The 16,500-nt window shown below is 63.8% G+C and carries 16 protein-coding genes; 12 read left to right on the plus strand and 4 right to left on the minus strand.

Going from position 1 to position 16,500, the window contains the following annotated elements; translation table 11 throughout:
• Positions 1-14: 14 nt before the first annotated feature.
• From BMX67_RS01630 to hspQ, 5 genes are all read left to right on the plus strand, one after another.
• Positions 15-1,160, plus strand: coding sequence for a phosphoserine transaminase (locus tag BMX67_RS01630; RefSeq protein WP_090731975.1), 1,146 nt, complete (start codon positions 15-17; stop codon positions 1,158-1,160).
• Between the two features lie 120 nt (positions 1,161-1,280).
• The gene (gene serA, locus BMX67_RS01635; RefSeq protein ID WP_175479775.1) at positions 1,281-2,870 is read left to right on the plus strand and encodes a phosphoglycerate dehydrogenase; all 1,590 of its coding nucleotides are present in this window, start codon (positions 1,281-1,283) and stop codon (positions 2,868-2,870) included.
• Positions 2,871-2,958: 88 nt separating this feature from the next.
• A complete protein-coding gene (locus BMX67_RS01640) occupies positions 2,959-3,681 on the plus strand; it encodes a metallophosphoesterase (protein WP_090731978.1) in 723 nt (240 codons plus the stop codon).
• A 4-nt stretch (positions 3,682-3,685) separates the two neighbouring features.
• A complete protein-coding gene (locus tag BMX67_RS01645) occupies positions 3,686-4,141 on the plus strand; it encodes a CreA family protein (RefSeq protein WP_090731980.1) in 456 nt (151 codons plus the stop codon).
• Between the two features lie 90 nt (positions 4,142-4,231).
• Positions 4,232-4,564: a heat shock protein HspQ gene (gene hspQ, locus BMX67_RS01650; protein WP_090731981.1), complete on the plus strand. Its 333-nt coding sequence runs from the start codon at positions 4,232-4,234 to the stop codon at positions 4,562-4,564.
• 3 nt (positions 4,565-4,567) lie between these two features.
• On the opposite strand, the gene BMX67_RS01655 is transcribed toward hspQ, so the two are convergent.
• Both BMX67_RS01655 and BMX67_RS01660 read right to left on the minus strand, forming a co-directional pair.
• Positions 4,568-5,056: an ATP-binding protein gene (locus BMX67_RS01655; protein WP_090731983.1), complete on the minus strand. Its 489-nt coding sequence runs from the start codon at positions 5,054-5,056 to the stop codon at positions 4,568-4,570.
• Complete coding sequence (locus BMX67_RS01660; protein WP_090731984.1) at positions 5,053-5,385, minus strand: STAS domain-containing protein; 333 nt, start codon at positions 5,383-5,385, stop codon at positions 5,053-5,055. Before BMX67_RS01660 ends, BMX67_RS01655 begins: the two co-directional genes overlap by 4 nt.
• Positions 5,386-5,480: 95 nt before the next feature.
• On the opposite strand from BMX67_RS01660, the gene BMX67_RS01665 reads away from it, so the two are divergent.
• From BMX67_RS01665 to BMX67_RS01690, 6 genes are all read left to right on the plus strand, one after another.
• On the plus strand, positions 5,481-6,641 hold the full coding sequence (locus BMX67_RS01665) for an acetyl-CoA C-acyltransferase (protein WP_090732208.1): 1,161 nt from the start codon (positions 5,481-5,483) through the stop codon (positions 6,639-6,641).
• A gap of 174 nt (positions 6,642-6,815) precedes the next feature.
• On the plus strand, positions 6,816-8,228 hold the full coding sequence (locus BMX67_RS01670) for a circularly permuted type 2 ATP-grasp protein (RefSeq protein ID WP_090731986.1): 1,413 nt from the start codon (positions 6,816-6,818) through the stop codon (positions 8,226-8,228).
• Positions 8,229-8,243: 15 nt separating this feature from the next.
• On the plus strand, positions 8,244-9,200 hold the full coding sequence (locus BMX67_RS01675) for an alpha-E domain-containing protein (RefSeq protein WP_090731987.1): 957 nt from the start codon (positions 8,244-8,246) through the stop codon (positions 9,198-9,200).
• A 3-nt stretch (positions 9,201-9,203) separates the two neighbouring features.
• The gene (locus BMX67_RS01680) at positions 9,204-10,016 is read left to right on the plus strand and encodes a transglutaminase family protein (protein ID WP_090731989.1); all 813 of its coding nucleotides are present in this window, start codon (positions 9,204-9,206) and stop codon (positions 10,014-10,016) included.
• 85 nt (positions 10,017-10,101) lie between these two features.
• Positions 10,102-10,827 (plus strand): proteasome-type protease, encoded by a 726-nt coding sequence (locus BMX67_RS01685; RefSeq protein ID WP_090731990.1) that lies wholly within the window; start codon positions 10,102-10,104, stop codon positions 10,825-10,827.
• A gap of 80 nt (positions 10,828-10,907) precedes the next feature.
• The gene (locus tag BMX67_RS01690) at positions 10,908-13,187 is read left to right on the plus strand and encodes an NADP-dependent malic enzyme (RefSeq protein ID WP_090731992.1); all 2,280 of its coding nucleotides are present in this window, start codon (positions 10,908-10,910) and stop codon (positions 13,185-13,187) included.
• Positions 13,188-13,212: 25 nt separating this feature from the next.
• On the opposite strand, the gene trhO is transcribed toward BMX67_RS01690, so the two are convergent.
• Together trhO and BMX67_RS01700 are read right to left on the minus strand one after the other, a co-directional pair.
• Positions 13,213-14,103 carry an oxygen-dependent tRNA uridine(34) hydroxylase TrhO gene (gene trhO, locus BMX67_RS01695; protein WP_090731993.1) on the minus strand — a complete coding sequence of 297 codons (891 nt, stop codon included), beginning with the start codon at positions 14,101-14,103 and terminating at the stop codon, positions 13,213-13,215.
• A gap of 41 nt (positions 14,104-14,144) precedes the next feature.
• Positions 14,145-15,716 carry an SLC13 family permease gene (locus BMX67_RS01700; protein ID WP_217645766.1) on the minus strand — a complete coding sequence of 524 codons (1,572 nt, stop codon included), beginning with the start codon at positions 15,714-15,716 and terminating at the stop codon, positions 14,145-14,147.
• 157 nt (positions 15,717-15,873) lie between these two features.
• Here BMX67_RS01700 and pncA point away from each other — a divergent pair, with 157 nt between their 5' ends.
• Complete coding sequence (gene pncA / locus BMX67_RS01705; RefSeq protein ID WP_090731996.1) at positions 15,874-16,470, plus strand: bifunctional nicotinamidase/pyrazinamidase; 597 nt, start codon at positions 15,874-15,876, stop codon at positions 16,468-16,470.
• The last annotated feature ends 30 nt before the right edge of the window (positions 16,471-16,500 follow it).

Consider the following 16,500-nt stretch of genomic DNA (forward strand, 5'->3'; position numbering starts at 1 on the left):
GAAGGCTGAGTCACATGACTGATCCGACGATCCCGGCCACGCGGCCGGCAAATCCGCGTTTTTCGTCTGGCCCCTGCGCCAAATTCCCCGAATATGATCTGAACCTGCTGTCCGACGCCCCTCTGGGCCGCTCGCACCGTGCCGCTGTCGGCAAGGCGAAGCTGGCCGAGGCGATCGACAAGACGCGCGAGGTTCTGGGCGTTCCCGCAGATTACCGCATCGGCATCGTTCCGGCCTCGGATACCGGCGCCGTCGAGATGGCGATGTGGACCATGCTGGGCGCCCGCCCCGTCGAAATGCTGGCCTGGGAAAGCTTTGGCGAAGGCTGGGTCACCGACGCGGTCAAGCAGCTGAAGCTGGACGCCACCGTCCGCAAGGCCGATTACGGCCAGATCGTCGACTTCGCCGAAGTCGATTTCAACAAGGACGTGGTCTTCACCTGGAACGGCACCACCAGCGGCGTGCGCGTTGCCAATGGCGATGCGATCCCGGCCGATCGCGAGGGCCTGACCATCTGCGACGCCACCAGCGCCGCATTTGCCATGGACCTGCCCTGGGACAAGCTGGATGTCGTCACCTTCAGCTGGCAGAAGGTTCTGGGCGGCGAGGCCGCGCATGGCATGCTGATCCTGTCGCCCCGCGCCGTCGAGCGTCTGGAAAGCTTTACCCCGGACCGCCCGCTGCCCAAGATCTTTCGCCTGACCAAGGGCGGCAAGCTGATCGAGGGCATCTTCCGTGGCGAGACGATCAACACGCCCTCGATGCTGGCGGTCGAAGATTACCTGGCAGCCCTGAACTGGGCGCAGAAGATCGGCGGCCTGCAGGGCCTGATCGCGCGCGCCGACGCCAATGCCAAGGCCGTGCGCGATTTCATCGCCGACAAGGACTGGATCGCCGATCTGGCCGCAGACCCGGCCACCGCATCGACCACCAGCGTCTGCCTGAAATTCACCGATCCCGCGATCAAGGACGGGGCCAGCTTTGCCAAGGCCGTGGCCAAGCGGCTGGAGAAAGAGGGTGTGGCCCTGGACGCCGGCGCCTATCGCGATGCTCCGGCAGGTCTGCGGATCTGGTGCGGATCGACCGTCGAGGCGGCCGATGTCGCGGCGCTGATGCCGTGGATCGAATATGCCTATCGCGCGGAACTGGCCGCGCAGTAATTCGCGTCCCGCGACCGCCGGGGGCTGTCTGCCCCCGGACCCCCGAGGATATTTCTTCACAGAAGATGATCAGGCACCTGCGAGGCGTGGGCCCGGGTGCAGCATATGAGGATGATTGACATGCCGAAGGTTCTTGTATCGGACAAGCTGTCGGAAACCGCCGTCCAGATCTTTCGCGATCGCGGTGTCGAGGTGGATTATCTGCCCGACCTGGGCAAGGACAAGGAAAAGCTGGCCGAGGTGATCGGTCAGTATGACGGGCTTGCCATCCGGTCGGCCACGAAGGTCACGGAAAAGCTGCTGGAGAATGCGGCCAATCTGAAGGTCGTGGGGCGCGCGGGGATCGGTGTCGACAATGTCGATATCCCGGCCGCATCCAAGAAGGGTGTGATCGTGATGAACACGCCCTTCGGCAACTCGATCACCACGGCGGAACATGCGATCGCGATGATGTTCGCCGTCGCCCGCCAATTGCCCGAAGCCAGCGCAAGCACCCATGCCGGCAAGTGGGAAAAGAGCCGCTTCATGGGGGTCGAGCTGTTCAACAAGACGCTTGGCGTGATCGGCGCGGGCAATATCGGTTCCATCGTGATCGACCGTGCGCTGGGTCTGCACATGAAGGTTCTGGCCTTCGATCCGTTCCTGTCGGAAGAGCGCGCCAAGGAACTGGGCGTCACCAAGGTCGAGTTGGACGAGCTGCTGGGCAAGGCGGATTTCATCACCTTCCACGTGCCGCTGACCGACAAGACCAAGAACATCCTGTCGCGCGAGAATATCGCCAAGCTGAAGAAGGGCGTTCGCATCGTAAACTGTGCCCGTGGCGGTCTGGTTGACGAAGAGGCGCTGGCCGAGGCCCTGAAGGACGGGCGTGTCGCCGGAGCCGCCTTTGACGTCTTTGCGGTCGAACCCGCCACGGAAAGCCCGCTGTTCAACCTGCCCAATGTCGTCGTGACGCCGCATCTGGGCGCATCGACCACGGAAGCGCAGGAAAACGTGGCACTGCAGGTGGCCGAGCAGATGTCGGATTATCTGCTGACCGGCGCCGTGCAGAACGCGCTGAACATGCCGTCGGTCACCGCCGAGGAAGCCGCCGTGATGGGCCCGTGGATCAAGCTGGCCGGGCATCTGGGTGCATTCGTGGGCCAGATGACGGATGAACCGATCAAGGCGATCAACATCCTGTATGACGGCGTCGTGTCCGAGATGAACCTGAACGCGCTGAACGCGTCGGTGATCGCGGGCGTGATGAAGGCGACCAACCCTGATGTGAACATGGTGTCCGCCCCGGTGATCGCGAAGGATCGCGGCATTCAGGTCGCCACCACCCGTCAGGACAAGGCCGGCGTCTACGAGGGTTACATCAAGCTGACTGTGGTCACGGCCGAGCGTGAACGCTCGATCGCGGGGACGGTGTTCAGCGATGACAAGCCGCGCTTCATCCAGATCCGCGGCATCAATATCGATGCCGAGGTCGGGGAGCATATGCTGTACACCCGCAACAAGGACGTGCCCGGCGTGATCGGCGCCCTGGGGATGACGCTTGGCAATCTGGGGGTGAACATCGCGAACTTTACCCTGGGCCGCTCGGCCAATGGCGATGATGCGATCGCGATCCTGTATCTGGACGAGCCCATCAAGGACGAAACCCTGGCCGTGCTGCGCGAGACGGGCAAGTTCCTGCAAGCCCGCCGGTTGCAGTTCGAAGTCTGATCCCGACAATTTCCGCGCCGCCCGTTGTCGGTGGCGCGGAACCCTGCCATCTGTCGCGTAGCGGGCGACATAACGATGGGACGATGCGATGCGACTTTATGCGATCGGCGATGTGCATGGACAGTTGGACCTGCTGAAGGCCGCGCATGAGCGCATCTTCAGCGATGGCGGCAAGGACGCGTTGATCGCGCATGTCGGCGATCTGATCGATCGGGGCCCGGATTCGCGCGGCGTGGTTCAGCATCTGCTGCAAGGTCGCATCGACGGGCGCAACTGGGTCGTCACGCGCGGCAATCACGATCGCTTTCTGCCCGCCTATCTGCGCAATCCCGCCTGGGTCGATCCTGGCGTCGGTTCGGGCAGGCCCTGGACGGCGCATCCCGGTCTGGGCGCGGCCGCAACGCTGCAATCCTATGGGCTGGATACCGACCTGCCTGCCCCCGAACTTCATGCCCAGGCTTTGCGGGCGGTGCCGCGCGCCCATGCCGATTTTCTGGCCAACCTGCCTTTGTGGTTCCTGCACCCCGAGGCGTTGGTCGTGCATGCCGGCATCCGTCCGGGCATCGATCTGCAACATCAGGCCGAGCAGGATCTGGTCTGGATCCGCAAGGGTTTTCTGGAAGACACCCGCGATCATGGCACGCTGGTGATCCATGGACACACCGCGCTGGACACGGCGGTCCATCACGGCAACCGGCTGAACATCGATGGCGGCGCGGCCTATGGACGACCGCTTTGCGCCATTGTCATCGAGGATGGGAAGGCCCACCTTCTGACCGATGAAGGACGTGTCCCCCTGCACCCGGAGTAAGCCGATGTTTCGTGCCGCCTGCCTTGCGCTGATGATGCCCCTGACCGCCCAGGCCGAGGAAATCGGCAAGATCGGCGTCGATTGGGTCGGAAACGACATCGTCGTCGAGGCGGTTCAGGACCCCAAGGTCGGCGGCGTGACCTGTCATCTGGCCTATTTCGACCGCTCGGTCATCGACCGGCTCAGCAAGGGCAACTGGTTCGAGGACCCCTCGAACAGCGCCATCGAGTGCAGTCAGACCGGCCCCATCGACCTTACCCGGATCGAGCGCGGCCCGAAGGGCGAGAACGTGTTCAGCGAAGGCCGCTCGCTGATCTTCAAGTCGCTGCGGGTCAAGCGCATCTATGACGAGGCCAATCAGGTGCTGGTCTATCTGGCGCATGGCAACCAGATCACCGACGGTTCGGCCAAGATGGCGATTTCGACCGTGCCGGTGCCGGTCGAGGCGCAAACCCCCTGACCCGCGGGCATGGTGGACAGAATCGGGCGGCGGCGCTAGAACGCCTGCCAGCGCTACAACAACGGCTTATACCTCTTGGGATCGTCCCGAATGCAATCTGGTCAACGCATCGCGAAATACAGTCTGGGTCAGGTGGTCCGCCACAGGGAACGTCCGTTCCGTGGCGTGATCTTCGACGTGGACCCGGAATTCGCGAATACCGAGGAATGGTACGAATCCATCCCCGAAGACGCGCGACCGGCCAAGGACCAGCCCTTCTATCACCTTTATGCCGAAACCGAGGCGACCTACTACATCGCTTATGTCTCGGAACAGAACCTGGTCCCGGATTATTCGGGCGAGCCGTTGGACCACCCCGAAGTCACGGAGATGTTCGGTGATTTCGAGGACGGGCGCTATCCGCTGCAGGAACGCCTGAACTAGCGCCTAATGCGCCCTCTCGACACCGTCAAAGGGTACGCTGAAGGCCAGGAAATTGCGATGCCGCTCGCGGTAATAGCACAGCGCCTGCGTCAGATCCTGAATAAGATACCAACCGAACCCGCCCTCGGGCAGTTCGGTTGCGCCGTCCTGCGGCAGGTTGCGCGGTTGCAGGCATTCCTGCGGCAAAGACACCCCGTCATCGGTGATCGCGCAGGCAAAGCCCGCATCCTGCCGGACGATGCACAGGTGGATCGATGTGCCCTGCCGCACATCGACCGCATGTTCGGCGACATTGTTCAACACCTCTGCCAGAACCAGTTCCAGCCGGCCCATCGTATCTTCGTCCAGCCCGGCACCGAAACGTGCACGGATATCGACAAGCGTCTTGCGCACGACCGAAGGTTCGGCCGCGAAAACACGATGGAACATGGGCTTGGTGGACATCGAGGGGCGAGGGTGCGGCCCGACATTCTGCCGGTGCGATGGGGTCATGTCGTCATCTCCTGCTGGTCACCGGAAGCCTTGATCTGAAACACGGAATCCATCCGCGTCAGTCGAAACACCCGCATGACATCGGGGGTCAGATCCTGAAGGGTCAGATGCACGCCCTGCGGCATCGCCTTGTGCACGGCGATCATGGCACCCAGACCGGAACTGTCCATGAACTGAACGGAACGCATGTCGACCAGCACCGGCTTGCGATGCTTGGTGATGATTTCGCGCATCGTATCCTTGAACCGCGTCGCGATGGCCGCATCGATGCGCGGCTCTGCCAGCGTCACGACAACCTGTTCGCCCTGATCGTTGGCGGTGAGTTCCATCGGGGTAACCTTTCCTGCAGACCTTATCCTGTGACTAGACGTCAAAGGTTACGATCCGGTAAGCGAGGCCGGAAAGGGAGTGTGGAATAATGAAAATTAGAGATATCTTCATCCACGGTGCGGCCCGGACCCCGATGGGCGGGTTGCAGGGGGCACTGTCGGGTCAGACGGCGGCGCAGCTGGGGGGCACCGCCATCAAGGCCGCACTTGAGCGCGCAAACACGGCCGCCGACCAGCCGCAGGCGCTGTTCATGGGCTGTGTTCTGCCCGCGGGTCAGGGTCAGGCCCCCGCGCGGCAGGCGGGATTCGCGGCTGGCCTGCCGCAGACGGTTCCGGCCACGACGCTGAACAAGATGTGCGGCTCGGGGATGCAGGCGGTGATGATGGCGGGCGACATGATTCGCGCAGGCAGCGCCGATCTGGTCGTGGCCGGCGGCATGGAAAGCATGTCGAACGCGCCCTACCTGCTGCCCAAGATGCGGGCAGGCGCACGGCTGGGTCATGGGCAGGTGATCGACCACATGTTTCTGGACGGGCTGGAGGACGCCTATGACAAGGGCCGCCTGATGGGCACCTTTGCCGAGGATTGCGCCGCCGAATTCGCCTTTGGCCGCGAGGCGCAGGACGACTATGCGCTGGCCAGCCTGTCGCGCGCCAATCGCGCCATCGAAACCGGGGCCTTTGCGCGGGAAATCGCGCCTGTCATCATCAGCACCCGCAAGGGCGAGGAAATCGTCGATACCGACGAACAGCCCGGCAATGCGCGACCCGACAAGATCCCCCAACTGAAGCCCGCCTTCCGCAAGGACGGTACGGTGACGGCGGCCAATTCCAGCTCTATCTCGGACGGCGCGGCGGCACTTGTCATCAGCGCGCAGGAACAGGGCGCGATCGCCCGCATCGTCGGCTATGCCAGTCACGGGCAGGAACCCGGCAAATTCCCGACCGCGCCCGTCCCCGCCGCGGAAAAGCTGCTGACCGCAATCGGCTGGACCAAGGACGAGGTCGATCTGTGGGAGGTGAACGAAGCCTTCGCCGTCGTGCCCATGGCCTTCATGGCGCGGATGGACCTGCCGCACGACAAGGTCAACGTGAATGGCGGCGCCTGCGCGCTTGGCCACCCGATCGGGGCCTCGGGCGCGCGGATCATCGTGACCCTGATCCATGCATTGCAGGCGGCGGGCAAGCGCCGCGGCGTCGCGGCCATCTGTATCGGCGGCGGCGAGGGCACGGCGATTGCCATCGAACTGATCTGACTGCACAATATCCGGGCAAGGGGCGGCGCATTTGACCTGCGCCGCCCCTTGCGTCACTGAAAATGCCGGAACTTTCGGCAGGTTCCCGCCATTCCCTTGTGGACTCGCGGCCGACTGTCTCGGATCATCCGACTGTTGCGTTGATCCGTCGGTTCCTTTGTCCAATGTGGGGGGATGATGACATTCTATAACGAAATGCTTGAAGGGGATCGGGTGCGCGATCCCTATGCGCGGCTCAGTGAATGGGTCGAAACCATGCCCCAGGACTTCCGCCAGATGAAACAGGCCGAGGCCGAGGATCTGTTCCGCCGTATCGGCATCACCTTCGCCGTCTATGGCGAGGGCGGCGACCCCGACCGCCTGATCCCCTTCGACATGATGCCGCGGGTCTTCGAACAGGCCGAGTGGCGCAAGCTGGAACGCGGCATCAAGCAACGCGCCCGCGCCTTGAACGCCTTTCTGCGCGACGTCTATGGCCGTGGCGAAATCATCCGCGCGGGCCGCATTCCGGCGCGGCTGGTCTATCGCAACGAGGCCTATGAAAAGGCCGTCGTGGGCTTTGTGCCCCCGCGCGGGGTCTATTCCCATATCATCGGCGTCGATCTGGTCCGCACGGCGAAGGACGAATTCTACGTGCTGGAGGATAACTGCCGCACCCCGTCCGGGGTCAGCTATATGCTGGAGAACCGCGAGATCATGATGCGGATGTTTCCGCAGCTGTTCCGCCAGAACCGGATCGAGCCGGTGGACCAGTATCCGCAACTGCTGCGCCATACGCTGGAATCGGTGGCACCGCAGAAATGCGACAGCCGCCCGACCTGCGTCATCCTGACGCCGGGCCATTACAACAGCGCCTATTACGAACACAGCTTTCTGGCCAATCTGATGGGGGTCGAACTGGTCGAGGGCGCGGATCTGTTCGTGGATGGCGAATTCGTCTACATGCGCACCACGCAGGGGCCCAAGCGGGTCGATGTGATCTATCGCCGGATCGACGATCCCTTCCTTGATCCGCTGTGTTTCCGGCCGGATTCGATGCTGGGCATTCCGGGTCTGATGGATGTCTATCGTTCGGGCGGGGTGTCGATCTGTTCGGCGCCCGGCGCGGGTGTGGCCGATGACAAGGCGATCTATACGTTCGTGCCGGAAATGGTCCGCTTTTATCTGGGCGAAGAGCCGATCCTGAACAATGTCCAGACCTGGACGCTGTGGAAGGATGACGATTACCGCTATGTGATGGACAACCTGCCGGATCTGGTCGTCAAAGAGGTTCACGGCTCGGGCGGGTATGGGATGCTGGTCGGCCCCAAATCCACCAGGGAAGAGGTCGAGATCTTTCGCAAGAAGATCGAGGCCAACCCCTCGAACTATATCGCGCAGCCGACGCTGTCGCTGTCGACCTGCCCGACCTTTGTCGAGGAAGGCGTCGCGCCGCGCCATGTGGACCTGCGCCCCTATTGCCTGTGCGGCGACCGGATCGAACTTGTGCCCGGCGGCCTGACCCGCGTCGCCCTGCGCGAGGGCAGCCTTGTCGTGAACTCGTCGCAAGGCGGGGGCGTCAAGGACACCTGGGTCCTGTCGGAATAAGAGGAGGGACAACACATGCTTAGCCGGACCGCCTCGAACCTGTTCTGGATGGGTCGCCATCTTGAACGCGCCGACACCGCCGCCCGCCTGCTGGATGTAGGTCAGCGGATCACCCTGTTGCCGAATACGGAAGCCGGGTATCAGAACGAATGGAACGCGCTGTTGCGCGCTTCGGGCACTGCTGAGGTCTTTGCCAGCAAATATGGCGAGGCCACGCAGGAAAAGATCGAGGAATTCATCTTCTTCGACCGCGACAACCCATCATCGGTCGTCTCATGCATCGAAAAGGCCCGCGAGGCCGGGCGCATCGTCCGCACCGCGCTGACCAGTCAGGTCTGGGACGCGCTGAACGTGGCCTTTCAGGAACTGCGCCGGATCGAGCGGACCCCAAGGGCAAAGCTGGACACCGCGACGCTGACCGATTTCACCACCGGCCATATCTCGACCGTGCGCGGCGCGATCAATGCCACGCAGCTGCGCAATGACGGCTGGCATTTCATGCATACGGGTTACGGCCTTGAACGCGCCGATGCCACGGCGCGGCTGCTGGACGTGAAATATTTCGTGCTGCTGCCCCGGATCGAGTTCGTCGGCTCGGGTCTGGACACCTATCAATGGCAGGTGATCCTGCGCGCCCTGTCGGCGCATCGGGCGTTCCACTGGGCCTATGGCGGCGACATTTCCGCCGCGCGGGTGGCCGATTTCCTGATCCTGAACGGCGAAAGCCCCCGCTCGCTGATCACCTCGCTTTACGAGACGGTCTGGCATCTGGAAGGCATCGCCCGCCGCTATGGCGACAGCGCGCCGACCAGTGCCCGCGATCAGGCCCGCCATTCGCTTGAGGCGCTGCAATCGCGCGATATCGACATGATCTTCGACGAGGGGCTGCACGAATTTCTCAGCTGGTTCATCGGCGAGATCGGGACGATCTCGAACCGGGTGCATCAGGACTATCTGCTAGGGGGGGCCTAAGCCATGAAGCTGCGCATCTCGCACGAGACGACCTATGGCTATGACATGCCCATCCGCAACCTGGTGCAAAGCCTGCGCCTGACGCCATCTGTCTTCGAGGGGCAGAAAACCCATGAATGGCTGATCGAGGTGACGAACGGCCTGAAAGGGCCCGGCTTTCGCGACGGCGCGGGCGACTGGGTCGAGGGCTGGACCGTGCGTGGCCCGGTGCAGGAAATCACCGTCCGCACCTCGGGCCATATCGAAACCCGCGACACCGCGGGTGTCCTGCGCGGACATCGCGAGATCATTCACCCGCTGGCCTATCTGCGCGACACCAAACCGACCGCGCCCGACGAGGCGCTGCGCGAGCTTGCGCATTCGGTGGACGGCTCGACCGATGATGCGCTGGATCTGTCACATCGGCTGTCCTCGGCGGTGACCGATGCCATTGCTTTCCGTCCCGGCGTCACCGAGGCGCATACCACCGCGGCCGAGGCGCTGGCCCTGGGCGAGGGCGTCTGCCAGGACCACAGCCACGCGCTGATCGCGCTGGCAAGGCTGCGCGGGCTGCCCGCGCGCTATGTCTCGGGGTATCTGCACTCGACGCTGGACGGCCAACCCCATGATGCCGCCCATGCCTGGGCGGAAATCCATGTCGGCGGCCTTGGCTGGGTCGGTTTCGATGCCGCCAACCGGTGCTGTCCCGACGAACGCTATGTCCGTCTGGGATCGGGTCTGGACAGTTCTGATGCCGCGCCGATCCGGGGCGTAGCGATGGGATCGGGGGCCGAACGTCTGGACGTGGCCGTCCATGTCGAGGAAATCGCACAATAGCCCGGCGGACCTGACCGAAAGGAAAGATTGCGACCCGCAGCCGCGATGCCTAGATTGCGGGTTGATTTGAATGGGACGAACCTGAATGACTTACTGCGTCGGCCTGAAGCTGAATGCCGGGCTGGTCTTGCTGTCCGACACCCGCACCAATGCCGGGCTGGACAATATTTCCTGCTATCGCAAGATGTTCATCTTTGAAGAACCGGGTGAACGCAGCCTAGTGATCATGACCGCCGGGTCGCTGTCGGTGACCCAGACCACGCTGGCCCGTCTGGAAGAGGCCATCGAGGACGAGATGGCCGACGAGACCACGTCGATCATGAAGGCGCCGAACATGCTGCGTGTGGCCACGATCATCGGCGATACCCTGACCCGCACCCGCCGCGAGATCGCCGATCAGTGCCGCGATCTGAAACAGCAGGCCTCGGCCAGCATGATCGTCGCCGGTCAGCGCAGGGGCGGCGACATGCGCATGTTCCTGATCTATCCCGAAGGCAACTTCATCGAGGCGACCGATGACACGCCCTTCCTGCAGATCGGCGAACATAAATACGGCAAGCCCATCCTCGACCGCGTCGTGACCCCCGATACCAGCCTGTCGGACGCGCAGAAGGCGGTGCTTCTGTCGATGGATTCGACCCTGCGGTCGAACCTGTCGGTGGGGATGCCGCTGGATCTGGCGGTGATGGAAAAGGACGCCTGCCGGGTCACCACCCGCCGCCGCATTCAGGAAGGCGACCCCGATTTCATGGAAATGAGCGCCGCCTGGTCCGCCGCGCTGCGTGACAGTTTCACCAAGGTCACGCTTTAAACCACGACTTTCCCCGGAACGGCGTTGAGGCAACCCCTCTGCCGCGTTAAGCAGCAGGGACGCCCACCCGGAGGAGAGACATGGCAGAAAAGACGCGCCGCGGCACCCGCATCACGCCCGAAGAGGCGCTGGCCTACCATATGGAGCCCAGCCCGGGGAAATACGACATCACCGCCTCGACCCCGATGGCGACACAGCGCGACCTGTCCCTGGCCTACAGCCCCGGTGTGGCCGTTCCGGTGCAGGCGATCGCCGACAAGCCCGAAACCGCCTATGACTATACCACCAAGGGCAACATGGTGGCGGTGATCTCGAACGGGACGGCCATCCTTGGCATGGGCAATCTGGGTGCGCTGGCCTCGAAGCCGGTGATGGAAGGCAAGGCGGTGCTGTTCAAGCGCTTTGCCGACGTGAATGCCATCGACATCGAACTGGATACCGAGGATGCCGATGAGTTCATCAACGCCGTGCGCCTGATGGGTCCGACCTTCGGCGGCATCAATCTGGAAGACATCAAGGCGCCGGAATGTTTCATCATCGAACAGCGGCTGAAGGAACTGATGGACATTCCGGTCTTTCACGACGACCAGCATGGCACCGCCGTGATCTGCGCCGCCGGCCTGATCAATGCGCTGGAACTGTCGGGCAAGAAGATCGAGGATGTGCGCATCGTCCTGAACGGCGCGGGGGCGGCCGGGATCGCCTGTCTGGAACTGCTGAAATCCATGGGCGCGCGGCATGAAAACTGCATCATGTGCGACACCAAGGGCGTGATCTATCAGGGTCGCACCGAGGGCATGAACCAGTGGAAATCGGCCCATGCGGTCGTCACCGAAGCCCGCAGCCTGGAAGAGGCCATGAAAGGCGCGGACGTGTTCCTGGGTGTCAGCGCCAAGGGTGCGGTCACGCAGGACATGGTGCAATCCATGGCCGACAATCCGGTCATCTTCGCCATGGCGAACCCGGACCCGGAAATCACCCCCGAGGATGCCCATGCCGTCCGCCCCGATGCCATCGTGGCCACCGGGCGCAGCGACTATCCCAATCAGGTGAACAACGTCCTGGGCTTTCCCTATCTGTTCCGCGGTGCGCTGGACATTCATGCCCGCGCCATCAACGATGACATGAAGATCGCCTGCGCGCAGGCCCTTGCCGAACTGGCCCGCGAGGATGTCCCCGACGAGGTTGCCGTCGCCTATGGCCGCAAGCTGCAATTCGGGCGCGATTACATCATCCCGACGCCCTTCGACCCGCGCCTGATCCATGTCGTGCCGCCCGCCGTCGCGCGTGCGGGCATGGACACGGGCGTCGCGCGCCGCCCGATCATCGACATGGACGGCTATGTCCAGTCGCTGAAGAACCGGATGGATCCGACCGCCGCGATCCTTCAGGGCATCCATGCCCGCGCCCGCGCCAAGCAGGCCCGCATGATCTTTGCCGAGGGCGACGAGCCCCGCGTCCTGCGTGCCGCCGTCGCATGGCAGCGCGCCAATATGGGCCAGGCACTGGTCGTCGGCCGCGAGGCCGAGGTCAAATCCGAGCTTGAGGCCCTGGGCCTTGGCGATGCCTTCCGCGAAATCACCGTGGTCAATGCCGCCAACACCCGCCACCTCGAGGCGTATCACGACTTTCTCTATCAGCGCCTGCAACGCAAGGGCGTGGACCGCGAAGATGCCTACAAGCTGGCCAATCGCGACCGCCATGTCTTTGCCGCGCTGATGCTGGCGCATGGCCATGCCGATGGTCTGGTGACCGGCGCCACGCGCAAGAACGCGCATGTGCTGGCGCAGATCGGCCATGTCTTTGACCTGCGGCCGCAGGATGGCGCGGTCGGCATCACCGGCGTCCTACACAAGGGCCGGATCGTGCTGATCGGGGATACGCTGGTCCATGAATGGCCCGACGCCGAGGATCTGGCCGATATCGCAACCCGCGGCGCGCATGTGGCCCGCGGGCTGGGTCTGGATCCGCGCGTGGCCTTCCTGTCCTTCTCGAACTTCGGCTACCCGGTCAGCGAACGCGCAACCAAGATGGCCGAGGCTCCACGGGTTCTGGATGCGCGCGGCGTCGATTTCGAATACGAGGGCGAGATGACCGTGGACGTCGCCCTGAACCCCGAGGCGGCGGCCCGCTATCCGTTCAGCCGCCTGACCGGAGCAGCCAATGTTCTGGTCGTGCCGGCGCGGCACTCGGCCTCGATCTCGGTCAAGCTGTTGCAGGAAATGGCCGGGGCGACGGTGATCGGCCCGATCCTGACCGGCGTGCCGAAGCCGATCCAGATCGTGTCCACCAACTCATCGGTGAATGACATCGTGAACATGGCCGCAATCGCGGCGGGCGGCGTCGGTCAGGCCGGCTGACACAGCGGGAATCGCGCGGCGGGGATCAGTCTTCGCCGCGCCGTTCGGCCAGATCGAACTGATGCTGACGCTCGCGGAACCGCGCGCGGTCCTCGGCGGTATATTCATCGACACAATGGTGGCAGCAGACGCCCTCTTCATATTCGGGGCGGTCGCGATCCTCGGGCAACAGCGGGCGGCGGCAGGCGTGGCACATGATATGGCGGCCCTGACGCAGACCGTGGCCCAGGCTGACGCGCTTGTCGAAGACAAAGCATTCGCCCTGCCATTTGCTGTCCTGTTCGGGCACGTCCTCAAGATATTTCAGGATGCCGCCCTTCAGGTGGAACACATCCTCGACGCCCTGCGACATCAGGTAGTTCGTCGATTTTTCACAGCGGATGCCGCCGGTGCAGAACATGGCGATGCGCTTGTTGTGAAAGCGATGCGCGTTTTTTTCCCACCATGCCGGGAAATCACGAAAGCTGCGGGTGCCGGGATCGACCGCGCCCTCGAAGGTGCCGATGCCGACCTCGTAATCATTGCGGGTATCGATCACCGCCACATCCGGCGCGCTGATCAGCTCGTTCCAGTCGCCCGGCTCGACATAGCGGCCGACGGCGGCGGTCGGATCGACATCGGGCTGGCCCATGGTGACGATCTCGCGTTTCAGGCGCACCTTCATGCGGCCAAAGGGCATGTCGGACGCGCCGCTTTCCTTCCAGTCCAGATCGGCACAGCCCGGCAGCGCGCGGATATGGGCCAGAACGGCGTCGATCCCCTGACGGGTGCCCGCGATCGTGCCATTGATCCCTTCGCGCGCAAGCAGCAGCGTGCCGCGAATGCCCTGGGCCTCGCACAGCTGCAACAGCGGGCCGCGCAGGGCGGCGGGATCGTCGAAACGGGTAAAGTGGTATAGCGCGGCAACGGTCAGCATGGGCGCGGCATATGCCAGCCGCGCCCTGTCTGACAAGTGCCTTAGAAGGTCAGGCCCATCGCCAGACCGCCCAGCAGATAGCACACTGCCGTGATCAGCAGGATGCCGACGATGTTCAGGACGACCCCGCCCCGCGCCATCTGACCGATGGTCACGGTGCCGGTGCCGAAGACGATGGCATTGGGCGGCGTACCGACCGGCAGCATGAAGGCGCAGGTGGCGGCAAAGGCCGCCGGGATCAGCAGGCTCAGCGCGTCACTGCCGATCCCCAGCGCGACCCCGCCCAGAATCGGGATGAAGGTCGCAGCCGTCGCGGTGTTCGATGTCACCTCGGTCAGAAACAGGATGATGGTGACCACCGCCGCCACCAGAAGGATGCTGGGCAGCGCGCCAAGCCCCTGCACCTGCTGGCCGAACCACTGATCAAGACCCGAGGCGCCGACCGACGAGGCAAGGCTGAGACCGCCGCCGAACAGCAGCAGAACACCCCAGGGCAGGCCGTTTTCCGCATCCTTCCAGTCCAGAACCATGCGCTGACGCCCCTGCGCCGGCAGGATGAACATGATCAGCCCCGCGCCCACGGCAATCGCGGTATCGTCCAGCATGTCCAGCCAGGGCAGCGCGGCCTCGACACCCGGGATGTTGGTCAGAAGCCCCGGCACCACCCACAGGAAGGCCGCGCCCAGAAAGACGAACATCACCATACGCTCGCCCTGCGCCAGCGGACCCAACGCGGCGATCTGGTCGTCGATCATCCGACGCCCGCCCGGAATTTCCGGCAGATCAAAGCGATACAGCACGCGGGTCATCAGCACCCAGGCGATCAGGATGAAGATCAGCGCCAGGGGCAGGCCGATCACCATCCATTCCAGAAAGCCGATCTCGCGGCCCAGTTCATCGGCGGCATAGCCTGCGACGATGGCGTTGGGCGGACTGCCCAGCAGCGTGCCCAGCCCGCCCATCGAGGCCGACCACGCGATCGCCAGCACAAGGCAGACGCCGAAGGCACGGATATTCGGGTCGCTGACGACATCGCTGATCTTCTGGCCCGCCGCCAGTGCATCGTCGGCGGCGGCACCGTCCTGACGCGAACCGCGATCCACGACCAGCGCCAGAACCGACATCCCGATGGGCAGCATCATCAGCGTGGTCGCGGTGTTTGACACCCACATCGACAGAAAACCGGTGGCCAGCATCATGCCAAGAACGATCCGGCGCGGCTGCACCCCGACCCGCGCCAGCGTCATCAACGCGACACGGCGATGCAGGCCCCATTTTTCCATCGCGATGGCGATCAGAAAGCCGCCCAGAAACAGAAAGACGATGGAACTGGCATAGGGGGCAGTGGCCTCGCCGACGCTGCGGTCGGTCAGGGCCGGGATCAGCACGATGGGCAGCAGCGCCGTGGCCGATAGCGGGATCGCCTCGGTCATCCACCAGATCGCCATCAGCGTGCCGACCGCAGCCACGATCCGCGCATCGGCGGGCAAACCCTCGGACCCGCCAAGAAGCACCCAGACCAAAAGCGCCATCGCGATCCCAAGGGCGCGCAGCCCCCAGATCAGCGCCGGGCTTCGTCCGCCTGTCGGCTCTTCGTAGTCGTCAATGCTCATCCCATCTCCTAGCGCGGCCATGACCGCCTTTTGTGCATTCTAACGCGCCCAGCCCCGCCCCCAAAGCGATTTGCGGAAACTGCAATCGAATCGGCAAAGATTGACGCGCGCCGGGGGGCTTCTTACTCATGACGACGGCAAGGGAAAGGAGTGCGCGATGGCACATGCTTTGATCGTGATCGATATGCAGAACGACTTTTGCCCGGGCGGCGCGCTGGCCGTGGCGGGTGGCGATCAGATCGTCGCGCCGATCAACGACATGATGCGCGACTATGACGCCGTTGTGCTGACCCAGGACTGGCATCCCGCGGATCACAGCAGCTTTGCCGAAAACCACCGCGACGCGCAGCCCTTCAGCGTCACCCAGATGCCCTATGGCCCGCAGGTCCTGTGGCCGCGCCATTGCGTCATCGGCAGCGAGGGCGCCGATTTTCACAGCGGCCTGCGCCTGGACCGCGCCGATCTGGTGATCCGCAAGGGCTTTCGCCGCCAGATCGACAGCTATTCCGCCTTTTTCGAGAACGACCACGAAACCACCACCGGTCTGGCCGGCTATCTGCGTGACCGGGGGCTGACCGATCTGACGCTGGTCGGGCTGGCACATGATTTCTGCGTCGCCTGGAGCGCGATCGACGCCGCCCGTCTGGGATTTGCCGTCCGGGTCGTGGAATCCGCCACGCGGGCCATCGACCTGAACGGCAGCCGCGATCAGGCCCGGACCCAGATGCGGCAGGCGGGCGTTGTTCTGGCCTGAAAGTCTTGCACCGCAAGCGTTTTTCAGGGA

Source organism: Paracoccus homiensis (assembly GCF_900111675.1).
Lineage (GTDB): Bacteria > Pseudomonadota > Alphaproteobacteria > Rhodobacterales > Rhodobacteraceae > Paracoccus > Paracoccus homiensis.